This window comes from Lysinibacillus sp. NPDC097279 (assembly GCF_044761745.1).
Classification (GTDB): Bacteria; Bacillota; Bacilli; order Bacillales_A; family Planococcaceae; genus Lysinibacillus.
Map to the genome: position 1 here is coordinate 73143 of NZ_JBIWDA010000005.1, position 11952 is coordinate 85094.

At 38.1% G+C, this 11952-nt stretch carries 10 protein-coding genes and 2 other annotated features; of the genes, 6 read left to right on the forward strand and 4 right to left on the reverse strand.

From position 1 onward, the window contains the following. Nucleotides 1-10: 10 nt before the first annotated feature. Complete coding sequence (locus ACIQ1H_RS18255; RefSeq protein WP_402890716.1) at nucleotides 11-553, reverse strand: isoprenylcysteine carboxyl methyltransferase family protein; 543 nt, start codon at nucleotides 551-553, stop codon at nucleotides 11-13. Between the two features lies 1 nt (nucleotide 554). Continuing rightward, nucleotides 555-1637: a type III polyketide synthase gene (locus ACIQ1H_RS18260; RefSeq protein WP_402890719.1), complete on the reverse strand. Its 1083-nt coding sequence runs from the start codon at nucleotides 1635-1637 to the stop codon at nucleotides 555-557. Nucleotides 1638-2017: 380 nt separating this feature from the next. Here ACIQ1H_RS18260 and rsgA point away from each other — a divergent pair, with 380 nt between their 5' ends. The 4 genes from rsgA (at nucleotide 2018) to metG (ending at nucleotide 6399) form a co-directional block, all read left to right on the forward strand. After that, a complete protein-coding gene (rsgA, locus tag ACIQ1H_RS18265) occupies nucleotides 2018-3088 on the forward strand; it encodes a ribosome small subunit-dependent GTPase A (RefSeq protein WP_402890722.1) in 1071 nt (356 codons plus the stop codon). Nucleotides 3089-3172: 84 nt separating this feature from the next. Continuing rightward, nucleotides 3173-3598, forward strand: coding sequence for a FosM family fosfomycin resistance protein (fosM, locus tag ACIQ1H_RS18270; RefSeq protein ID WP_402890724.1), 426 nt, complete (start codon nucleotides 3173-3175; stop codon nucleotides 3596-3598). 17 nt (nucleotides 3599-3615) lie between these two features. Further along, nucleotides 3616-4272, forward strand: a complete 657-nt coding sequence (locus ACIQ1H_RS18275) for an HAD family hydrolase (protein ID WP_402890727.1) — start codon at nucleotides 3616-3618, stop codon at nucleotides 4270-4272. A 67-nt stretch (nucleotides 4273-4339) separates the two neighbouring features. Further along, nucleotides 4340-4601, forward strand: a binding site (T-box leader). 160 nt (nucleotides 4602-4761) lie between these two features. Further along, complete coding sequence (gene metG, locus ACIQ1H_RS18280) at nucleotides 4762-6399, forward strand: methionine--tRNA ligase (protein ID WP_402890729.1); 1638 nt, start codon at nucleotides 4762-4764, stop codon at nucleotides 6397-6399. 101 nt (nucleotides 6400-6500) lie between these two features. Here metG and ACIQ1H_RS18285 read toward each other — a convergent pair whose 3' ends face one another. Further along, nucleotides 6501-8072, reverse strand: coding sequence for a 2-isopropylmalate synthase (locus ACIQ1H_RS18285; RefSeq protein ID WP_402890732.1), 1572 nt, complete (start codon nucleotides 8070-8072; stop codon nucleotides 6501-6503). Between the two features lie 56 nt (nucleotides 8073-8128). Further along, nucleotides 8129-8422: a binding site (T-box leader), on the reverse strand. Between the two features lie 303 nt (nucleotides 8423-8725). Here ACIQ1H_RS18285 and ACIQ1H_RS18290 point away from each other — a divergent pair. Continuing rightward, complete coding sequence (locus ACIQ1H_RS18290) at nucleotides 8726-9370, forward strand: HAD hydrolase family protein (protein ID WP_402890735.1); 645 nt, start codon at nucleotides 8726-8728, stop codon at nucleotides 9368-9370. Between the two features lie 77 nt (nucleotides 9371-9447). Here the strand turns inward: ACIQ1H_RS18290 and ACIQ1H_RS18295 are convergent, their stop codons facing one another. Continuing rightward, nucleotides 9448-11139, reverse strand: a complete 1692-nt coding sequence (locus ACIQ1H_RS18295; RefSeq protein ID WP_402890738.1) for a methyl-accepting chemotaxis protein — start codon at nucleotides 11137-11139, stop codon at nucleotides 9448-9450. 305 nt (nucleotides 11140-11444) lie between these two features. Between ACIQ1H_RS18295 and ACIQ1H_RS18300 the strand changes: the two genes are divergently transcribed. Further along, nucleotides 11445-11939, forward strand: a complete 495-nt coding sequence (locus ACIQ1H_RS18300) for an SdpI family protein (RefSeq protein ID WP_402890741.1) — start codon at nucleotides 11445-11447, stop codon at nucleotides 11937-11939. Nucleotides 11940-11952 lie beyond the last annotated feature (13 nt).

Genomic DNA, 11952 nt, shown 5'->3' on the forward strand with positions numbered 1-11952 from the left:
ATCTACCACATTATTTTTGTGGTAGATTCTTTTTAAATACATGATTATAATTTGTCGCATCACGTAACGCTTTTTCCTCAACAGGAATCCGTACCGACAGCATCGTAATGTTTAACAGCGTAAAGCAAAATGCTGTGAAATAAGCTTGAAACATAAGTGGTAAAAGAAGAATTTCCAAGCTAACAACGGCATAATTTGGGTGGCGCATAAATGTGTAGGGCCCTTTGCGTACAACTTCTGCGCCAGGCAAAATCAGTATTTTCGTATTCCAATATGGTCCTAGTGAACGGATACACCAAATACGCAAAGCTTGCACCATAAGAAATAATAAGAAAAATAATGGGAATAAGGACGATGGACCATTTTTATTTGAAACTACCTCTACAATAAAAAATAGAAAAAAGCTAACATGCATAGCAACCATGTAGGAATAATGGGAGGCACCAACCTCATAGGCTCCTTTGGCAAGCATCCATTTTTCATGACGTTTTGCTATTAAAACCTCAGCTAATCTTTGTAGAATAACAAGAATTAAAATAATGTAAAAAAGCATACTACTCCCTCCATTTAAGTAATACAGCTTCTGCACAGAAGCCTGGACCGAGGGCGATAAGCAACCCAATATCATCGGTTTGGCCTTTGTTTAACATAAATTGCTCTAAAACATACAACACAGTAGGAGAAGACATATTACCATGTTGACGTAATATTTCCCGAGAAATGTCGGTTTTTTGTTCAGAAAGATATAGTGTGTCCTCATAAGCTTTTAATACTTTTTTTCCGCCAGGATGTGCAATAAAGTGGTCGAGCTGTTCACTGTATAGATGTTGTTCAAGTAAAAACTGTTCAATGAAAGGACCGAGCCAAGTCGTAATAATGGCTGGAATACTTTTTTGGAAAACGACATGAAGGCCATTGTTTTTTATATTCCAGCCCATTACATTTTCTGAATCTGGCATCCACTTGGAGCCTGTTGTAACTATCGAAGGAATGGCTTTTTTCGTTGGTATTGCTACTTCGTCTCCACATACGAGTATGCAGGCTGCACCATCAGCGAAAAGGGAAGCGCCGATTAAATTACTTTTTGAAAAATCGTTTTGCTGAAAGGTTAGGCTACAAAGTTCGACACAGACAACAAGTACTTTTGCTTGAGGATGCGCTTTGCAATAATCATTAGCACGACTGACACCAGCAGCTCCGCCCGCACAGCCTAACCCCCATAAAGGTATGCGATGTAACCTATCTGAGAATGGTAGCTGATTCATAACACGTGCATCTATACTTGGTGTAGATATGCCTGTGCTACTTACAAAAATAATGGCATCAATATCTTCAGGAGAGATAGGTGCATCTAAAAAATTTTCATTTTGTAAGCAGGCTTGAATGACTTCAACGCTATATTGCGTTGCTAACTCTATATAAAGATTGTTACGCTCTTCGAAAGTATGCTCGCTGCGATGCCACTCAGCGGGTACACAAAAATGACGAGTCTCGATGCCACCATTATCAAATACTTTTAAATAACGCTCTAGCTTCGGGATTTTTTCGTAAAATAGCTCCTTCGTTAAGGCCTCTGCGTTTGCCTGTTGCAATGTGTAAGGTGGTTGATATGTACTGATAGAAATAATTTTTGACAAGTCAACATCTCCTTCGTAAATAGTGGTCTTGTACATTGTATGCTGATAGGGAGGGCATACATGCTTCGATAAATATAATTGACAATTTTGAAAAATTTAGATATATTGGTAACATCTAAATCGGAAGTAGGTGATGTGACATGATGAATAGAGCCGTTTTTAACGAACTGCAATTCGGTTTGTTCAATTTCACACGCCTAAACTATGCAATTTGACCTTGTCTGTAGCGTTAACTACTATTTGACAAAGGGTTATTTGTGTATTCCCTTAAACGTGCCTGTGAAACCTTGGAACTGCCGAATTGCAGTTGCAAGGTTTTTTTATGCTTATTGCGCAAAAGAAGCGTAATTGATGATAGACACATTTAGGAGGAATAACAATTGAATTTAACAACATTAGGGTTTTCAACATATTTTGAAGAGCAGCTAACTGCGTTTAAAGAGGAATCAAAGTTAGCAAATTGTGTACCTGCGCGAGTTACACTGGAGCATAAGCATTCATACCGTGTGCTTGCTGAAGAAGGAGAGTGGCTAGCTACAGTCGCTGGTCATTTTGCGTATACATCGCAAGCAAGAGAAGACTATCCAGCAGTTGGAGATTGGGTATTAGTCGAGAAGATGGCTGGAGAAGAAAAAGCCATTATTCATAAATTATTTAACCGAAAGTCTGTTTTTTCTCGTAAAGTTGCAGGGCAGGGAATAAAGGAACAAATTGTAGCATCGAATGTCGATATTGTGCTACTTGTAATGAGCTTAAATGCAGATTTTAATATTCGTCGTTTAGAGCGCTATTTAGTAGCAGCATGGGATTCTGGCGCAAAGCCAGTCATTGTACTAACGAAGGCTGATTTATGTGAAGATATTACGAGCATGGTACGAGAGGTTGAGCTTGTCGCTTTTGGTGTGGATATTTTTGTAACTAGTGCACGATCAGGTGAAGGCATAGAAGCTATTCAGACCCTCTTTACCGAAGGGGTGACAGGTGCACTGCTCGGTTCGTCTGGTGCGGGGAAATCCACTTTAATGAATGCATTAAGTGGAGAAGAGCTGATGAAAGTTTCTGGGATTCGTGAGGATGATGCGAAAGGGCGCCATACAACAACACATCGAGAATTAATTGTGTTGCCAAGTGGGGGTTGCTTAATTGATACTCCAGGAATGCGTGAGTTGCAATTATGGGATCAAAGTGAAAGTCTATCCTCAAGTTTTCGCGATATTGAAGAATTTGCAGCCGCATGTCGCTATAGAGATTGTACACATCATATGGAGCCGCACTGTGCTGTGCAACAAGCTATTAGTGATGGAGCACTCGAACAATCACGTTTGCAAAGCTATTTTAAGCTGCAAAAAGAGCTTGCCTTTATTGAGCGAAAAACGAATATACAAGCAAAGCTAAATGAGCAACGTAAATGGAAGCAAATTGCGAAAGGTATGAAGAAGGGGAAAAAATAGTTAAAAAGCTTTTAGAGGCAACTTCGCTATTGTGTTGCGAAGTTGCTATCTAATAAGTGAGTTAATCATTTAAGGAGTTGTCCTATGGCGATACAAAATATTAACCATTTTTTATTTTCTGTTTCGAATTTAGAGCAATCAATTGCATTTTATCAAAATATTTTTGATGCAAAGCTACTAGTGAAAGGGAGAAGCACTGCTTATTTTGATTTAAATGGGCTGTGGCTAGCTTTAAATGAGGAAGCTGATATTCCACGCAACGACATACAGCACTCCTATACACATATTGCTTTTTCTATCGATGCTGATGATTTTGAGAAAATCTATGACAAGCTTGTGTATTACAATGTCAATATTTTAGCGAGCAGACAAAGAGATGTACGGGATAAACAGTCCATCTATTTTACAGATCCAGATGGCCATAAGTTCGAGTTCCATACAGGTACGTTACAGGATCGCCTAGAGTATTATAAAAACGAAAAAACACATATGGAATTTTTCAATGATTAAAAATTGGGAGTGATAGTATGAAAAAAGCGATTATTTTCGATATGGATGGTACTTTATTTCAAACGAATCTTATATTGGAGCCTGCACTGACAGCAACTTTCGATGTGCTACGTACAAAGGGTTTATGGCAAGGGGACACACCGATTGAACAATATCGTGAAATTATGGGTGTTTCATTGCCTGTTGTATGGGAAACATTATGTCCGATGCATACATTAGAGGTGCGTGAAGCAAGTAATGCGCTATTTCATGACAAGCTTATTGAGCTAATAATAGATGGAAAAGGTGCATTATATCCAAATGCAGAGCAAGCACTTGCGGTGTTAGGGAACGACTATCATTTATACATAGCGAGCAATGGACAGAAGGAGTATTTGCAAGCAATTGTGGATACCTATAAGCTGAATCGTTATATAGAAGGGACATATAGTATTCAATCTATCCCAAGTGGTCATAAATCTGATTTGGTGAAAAGTGTAATAGAGCAAAATGCCATTCAAGCTGGCGCTGTTGTTGGAGATCGTGCGTCTGATATCCAAGCAGCATTGGATAATCATCTGTTTTCCATAGGTGTTCGCTTTGATTTTGCGCAAGACACTGAATTACAAAAGGCACATGTTGTAATAGATAACCTACTGGATATTACAAAGCATCTAACTACTTTTTCTCTCTAATGCGAGGCCGATTTAAAGGTTTACATTGCATTTCATAAGGGGAAAGAGTAAAATAGTGCCAAACTATATTAAAGCGTTGAAAAGGAAAAGTAAATTGGACAAGCATTTAATAGAGAGCCTCTGCTGGTGGAAATGAGGTAAATGAACCCTTTTGAAAATGACCTTTGAGCTTCGTACCGAAAGCGTGTGTGTGAGTAGATTACGACGAGATGGGCACTCGTTACAACAGCGGCAGTATCTCTTAAATGAATGCAAGACGTACTGATTGAGGCAAATAGTGTGAGCTATTTGTAAATATAGGTGGTAACACGGGTATACTCGTCCTAATCAGTCATGATTAGGGCGTTTTTTTTATCTTCAAAAACAGTGGACAAGGAGAAAAATTCTTTTTGTCTCTAAATGAAGGTAAAAGCCGCTGACAGCTGTCTCATTGATTTTCATGCCAGCTTAAAAGAATGAAATTTAATAATTCGAGGGGAGCAACTTAGGATGACAATTGTAATAGGAGGAGCGTGGCCTTATGCCAATGGCTCATTGCATTTAGGGCATATTGCCGCATTATTACCAGGTGATATTTTGGCTAGATATTACCGACAAAAAGGTGACAACGTATTGTATGTTTCAGGTAGTGATTGTAATGGAACCCCAATATCGATTCGAGCTGCACAGGAAAACACGACGACAAGTGCGATTGCAGATCGATATCATCAAGAATTCACGCAATGTTTTCATGATTTAGGATTTACTTATGATTTATATACGAGAACGGATGCTCAGCATCACCATGAAGCTGTTCAGGCAATATTTCTACAATTGATGGCAAATAACTATTTATACAAAAAGAAAATTGAGCAGGCTTATTGTGAAACAGACAAACAGTTTTTACCTGACCGCTTTGTGGAAGGTACTTGTCCGAATTGCGGGGCAAAGGCACGTGGAGATCAGTGCGATAATTGTTCGAAAATTTTAGATCCACTAGAATTAATCGATAAGCGTTGTAAAATTTGTGGCAATGAGCCTGTTATTCGAGAAACAGAGCATTTTTATTTCACCTTTAGTCAATTCCAAGGAAGGCTAGAAACTTATGTAGCTGAGGCAAAGGCGGATAAGCGCTGGCGAGACAATGCAATAGGTTTAACTGAACACTACTTAGTGGAAGGCGTTCCAGACCGTGCAGTTACGCGAGATTTGCCAAACGGCATTGATGTGCCTGTCCCTGGCTTTGAAGGGAAGAAAATTTATGTGTGGATTGAAGCCGTAGCAGGGTATTTAACAGCAAGCATGGAATGGGCAAAACAACATAATATAGCGCTTGAGGAATTATGGAATGAAGACACAGTCTCCTATTATGTGCATGGCAAAGATAATATTCCGTTCCATACAGTTATTTGGCCAGCGATATTGATGGGGATGGGTGCGAAAGCATTGCCAACACATATTGTCTCCAATGAATATTTAACATTGGAAAAAAGAAAATTATCAACAAGTCAAAATTGGGCTGTTTGGGTGCCATATATTTTAAGCCGCTATGACGCAGATTCTATTCGTTATTTTTTAACTATAAATGCGCCTGAAAATCGTGATACAGATTTTTCTTGGCGAGAATTTATATATAGTCATAATGGAGAATTGCTAGGAGCTTACGGCAATTTTGTTAATCGGACGTTGAAGTTTTTAGAAAAGTCATTTGCTAGTCAAGTACCACAGGTTGATGTAGATGGAACTATAAGAAAACAGACGATACAGTTGTTTAGTGATGTCGGTGTAGCGATTGAAGGGGGACATTTTAAACAAGGATTAGAGGAAATCTTTGCTTATATTCGTGCAGCCAATCGCTATTTTGATGAGCAGCAACCATGGTTACAGGTGAAGGACAATATAGCAGCCTGTCATCAAACGCTTGCAACGTGTGTCTACATCATTGCAAATTTAGGACAAGTGCTACAACCATTTTTACCGTTCTCTACAAAGAAAATTCGAGACATGTTAGGCATCACTGAATTAATGTGGTATGAGCAAGTGGAGCTACCGAAAAGCATTGGCGAGGTGACACCACTATTTGAACGACTTGATGTAGCGCTAATTGAAGAAGAATATGAGAAGCTAGTTAATGACAGTCATTCATAATTACAGCTATTGATTTTTAGGGGACACCGCGAAATTGTGTGTGTGCCTGACACTAAATAAAAGGCCTTAAGAATATTCTTAAGGTCTTTTATCTTTGTATATTAGCTCATAACGGGAGTTAAGTTCGCCACAACAATGCTGTTAATTGCATTGATATATGCAAGCGCACTTGCTTTTAAAATATCTGTATCTGCAGCTTTTGCAATATACTTTTCGCCGTCATGCTCAATTGTGATTTTAACTTTTCCTAGCGCTTCTTTACCACGCGATACACTGTTAATATTATACTCTACTAGCTTTACATCAATCTTTACAATTTCAGCGATGGCAGAATACAATGCATCAATTGGGCCCGAACCCACAGCACTTGCTTTCAATACTTCGTCACCTTTGCGAATTTTTACACTAGCAGAAGGGAAGCTTGTGTTGCTGACGACTTGTAAATCTTCAATGTCAAAAAATTGCTCGCTATAATGAGTAGCATTGGCATGAGTTGCGTCATGCTTTTCATAATAACTTTCCACGATAACATATAAGTCATGGTCATAAACTTCTTTTTTCGCATCAGCTAATTTTAGGAACCCATCGAAAATGCCTTCGAATTCCTCTGTAGAAAGATTAGAAAAGCCTAATTTTTCAAGTGCATTTTTTACAGCATGGCGTCCTGAACGAGCTGTTAGGACAAGTTCCATATCATCTAGACCTACATCTTCTGGATGTACGATTTCGTAGGCATCACGAGATTTAAGTAGACCATCTTGGTGAATGCCAGATGAGTGAGCAAATGCATTATCGCCAGTAATAGCTTTGTTTACTTGGACATCCAAGCCCATAAAGCTTGAAACAAGGCGTGAAGTGTTCATAATTTCTCTTGTGTTAATGCGTGTCTCTGCATTGTAAACAGAACTACGTGTTTTGAGTGCCATTACTACTTCTTCAAGTGCTGCATTTCCTGCACGTTCCCCAATGCCGTTAATTGTACATTCCACTTTATCTGCACCGTTTTTAATAGCTGCAAGTGTATTAGCTGTTGCCATACCAAGGTCATTGTGACAATGTACACTTAATAAAACACTATCGTTTACATTTTTCATGCGGTCATTCAGCTTATAAATCATAGCCCCAAATTCCTCTGGTTCAGCGAAACCAACAGTGTCAGGCACATTAATCATGGTTGCGCCAGCCTTCATAACAGCCTCTATTGTTTTCCATAGATACTCAAAATCTGAACGTGAAGCATCTTCTGTTGAGTATTGTACTTGTGGTAGCAGCGTTTTGGCATATTTCACAGCATCTACGCCAATTTGTAGTATTTGATCTTTAGATTTACTGAATTTCTTTTCAACATGTATATCAGAAGTGCCAAGCACCATATGAATCATTGGATTTTCTGCATATTTTACTGCGTTATAGACGGAATCAATATCAGCTTTTACAGCGCGTGCTAAAGCAGTAATCATAATGTCATTTGTGTTGCCAACCTTTTGAGCGACAGCTTTTACCGCATCAAAGTCTCCTTGTGAAGAAGCAGGGAAACCAGCTTCGATAATATCGACGCCTAATTTTTTGAGTTGCTGTGCAATCTCTACTTTTTCGTATAAGTTCAGTTTTGCTCCTGGCACTTGCTCTCCATCACGTAAAGTTGTATCAAACACCCAAATTTTTCTTCCCATTTTCAAACACTCCTTTTGTTGTAATAAAATAAAAAAAACCCGTCTCTATATAAAAATATAGAGACGAGTTATTTGCTCGCGGTACCACTCTAATTGACCTTCTCTTTAAAGAAAAAGCCCCCTTATCGACAGCTATCACTGTCTATCCCAATAACGGTGGAAACCGACTTCCCTTACTTTTTGGACGTCATCCAACATACTGCTTTACATGCAGGCATGTTGTGCCGACTCATTTTGGTTCAGGGAGTAGCTCATGGATGAGTTCAAAATGTGTGCCTGCCAGTTTACACCAACCACTGGCTCTCTAAAAGTACACGGGCATTTTTACTATTTCCAATCTTTGCTTAACAATGTGTTGTTGAAAGCTATAATACGTTGATATTGTCAGTATGTCAACAATATTCTAAAAATTATTTGTTTTCAGTTTTAATAATGGTGATTTTAAAGGTCGCTAGTAAGGTGGCATGCTAAAAAGTAAATTTAACAAATAAAGGCATTTTTTTATGAGATAATGAGAGGGATTTTATACATAGAAAGTAGGATGAAAGGTGAAATTTGTATTTGATTTAGATGGTACGATTTGTTTTAAAGGTCAGCCTTTAAGTACAGGAATAACGGCTGCATTAGAGGATTGTCTATAGAATGGACATGAAGTGATTTTTGCTTCAGCTCGCCCGATTCGAGATATGCTACCCGTATTGCCAAAGTCTATGCACACGTTTCCGATGGTTGGAGGAAATGGTGCGTTTATAGCTAATAATGGTGATATAAAAGAAGTCGCAGCATTTGATGTAGAAATTGTAGAAGCCATCAAAAAAGTTATAAAGACCTATCAATTAGCATACTTAGTAGATGGTGACTGGGATTATGCCTATACAGGTAGTGAATCACATCCAATTTATCAAAACTTAGATCCACTACAGCTTGCAAAGCGGGTTGTACTAGAGGAATTAAAAGACATTGTGAAAATAGTTTTATTCCCTGGTGAATATCATCAAGATATTTTGGCACAGCTACAAAAGCTTCCGATTTCTTTATATGAACATGCCTCTGAAAATATATTAGATATGAGCCCTTGGGGAATTGATAAATGGACGGGCTTAACGAAATTAGGGGTATTACAACATCAGTTTATCGCATTTGGCAATGATGCAAATGATGCTGCGATGTTTGAAAAAGCATTAGAGAGTGTTTGTATAGGGGAGCATCCAGTTGGACAGCTTGCCACTGTACAGGTGTCATCTGAAGAAACAGCAGTGATCGAAATAATAAAGTGTCAGGCACTCAAACAATTTTAAATTCAAAATAAGCCGCAACCATCGACGGTTGCGGCTTACGGTGTACCAGTCACTCAAACAATTTTGAATTTTAACTATTACACTTTAAAGCGAGATACTTGTGTTTGTAATTGTTCTGCCATTGTCGATAAAGTTGCCGCAGAAGCTGCCACTTCTTCGATTGTCGCAAGCTGCTCTTCAGATGCAGAAGCTACATTTTGAAGGTTAGAAGATGACGTTTGTGCAATTGTCGCAATTTCATCGAAGGACGCATAAATTTGTTCTGCACTAGAAGACATTTCTTCTGAAACAGTTGTTGCTTCTTGTATTTGTTTCGATACTTGCTCAATAAGGTCAACAATTTTTGAAAAACCTTCCTCAGCTACTTTCACAACTTTCATCCCGACTTGAACTTCTTGTGTACCTGTATCCATCACTGTAACAGCGCGGTTTGTCTCCTGTTGAATTTCAGAAATTAACCCTGCTATTTGTTCAGCTGATTTTTTAGATTGCTCAGCTAATTTTTTCACTTCGTCAGCAACGACGGCAAAGCCTCGACCATGATCACCTGCTCGAGCTGCTTCAATAGCAGCGTTCAAAGCTAGTAAATTGGTTTGCTCAGCGATGTCCGTAATAATACTAATAATGTTACCAATCTCAACAGAATGATTGCCTAAGTTTTTGACAACGTTGGCAGATTCCAAAACAGCCGTATTAATCGTATCCATTTGCGTAATGACGCGATGTAGCGACTCATTGCCCTTGTTTGCTTCCGTATTTGTTTCAATGGCAAGTTCAGAAACAGCAGCAGTTGTTGATGCTAATTGTTGAATGCCGTTGGTCATATTTTTCATAGCTTGTGAGCTTTCTGTAGCATTTTTTCCTTGTGCCTCAGAGCCACTAGCGACTTCCTGCATAGCGGATGTAATTTGTTCAGTAGCTTGGATAGTTTGATCTGCACTTGCAGTTAATTCAGCTGCTGAAGCACTTACTTGAGCTGTATTTTGACTAACATTCGTAATTAAGCCTTTTAAATTTTGCGCCATTTGATTAAAGGCAAGGGCTAAATCACCAACTTCATCGCGATTTTTAATGCGAATTTGTTCAGCTGTTAAATCACCTTCAGCAATTTTTTGCGCAGCTTTTGCCATCCCTTTGATAGGTCGAGAAATGATAGTTCCCATAATCATGGCAATTATCAGACTAATGATGACGGCAAACACGCCAAGAGAAATCATGTTCAATTTAATAGCATCAATATCTTTTGAGGTAGCAGCTATTTGTGCTTCTACAGCTTCGCTTTGATAGTTAGCTAAATTTTCAACACGTTCATCGAATTGTTTAAGAATAAGTCGCCCTTGAGTGCTGTCCAATTTCTCATATTTTTCTGTTTCGCCAGCATCCTTTAAAGAAAACATACGATCAGCAAATTGCTGAACATTTTGTTCACTCTTATTGACAGCCTCTAATAATTCAATTGATTTTTTTGAATCTAATGTTGCCATTAAACTTTCGGATTTTACTTTAAATTCTTCACGAGCGGATTCATTACCATCACGATTTTGTTTATCTCCAAGTAAAAGATATCCACGCATACTTACAATTTCCTGTTTTGCAATTACTCTAAGCTCTTGAATGCTAATAGATTTTTGGGTTTGCTCTTCGAGTAACTCTTGATAAGTGCCATTTACTGAATTAAGTTGCTTAAAGTTTAAAGCTATCGTACCAATTAAAACTAAAATAACAATAAAAAAACCGAGAATTAATTTTTTGTAAATCGTAAATCGCATGTATTGTAAGTCCCTTCCTAGTAATTTAGTAGAAATGTTACAAAAAAGTGAAATATGTATATATACTTATTTATAGCAGATTATATGTATTTTAAAAAGCATTATGAGTTTATTCATAGTGAAAAATATGAAATAAGAGGGAATTTAGTTACAGGATGGGTTTGTAAAGGTGGAATTTTTTGCACTATCTATTATGTCTTTACCTATGAAGAAGCAACTAAATGACATGATAAAAAAGGCAATTTTGAAACCTAATTGCTGGAAGTTACGTAAATACAATTAACGATAAACGAGGATGTGGAGCAATGTATAGACCCGTTATAAAATTACCGAAAACGAGGTATGAAAAAATTTTGGACGTCATTGGTGGCGGATTATTTATTGTCTCCATCATATTTATTATTTCTCAGTGGAGCGCCCTACCTGAAGAAATTCCAGCACATTTTAATGGTGCGGGAGAGGTGGATCGATGGGGATCGAAAATAGAATTGTTCATTTTACCAGGTATCGGCATTTTTTTATGGATATTTCTAGGACTTATTGAGAAGGCACCACATATGCACAATTATCCAGCGCGCTTAAATGAGGATAACGTTCAGGCATTTTATTTAAATAGTCGTAAATTATGTAATGAAATGAAAAACTTTTGCTTAATGTTATTTGCAGTCATTTCTTGTGAAATGGTCCTTGTTGCATTAGGGAAGACAGATGGATTAGGATGGTGGTTCTTGCCCCTTGTACTCATTGGCACAGGTATTCCACTCGCTAAAGGCTTAATTGCTGCATCGAAAATTAAGTAATCGGCAGGGAATT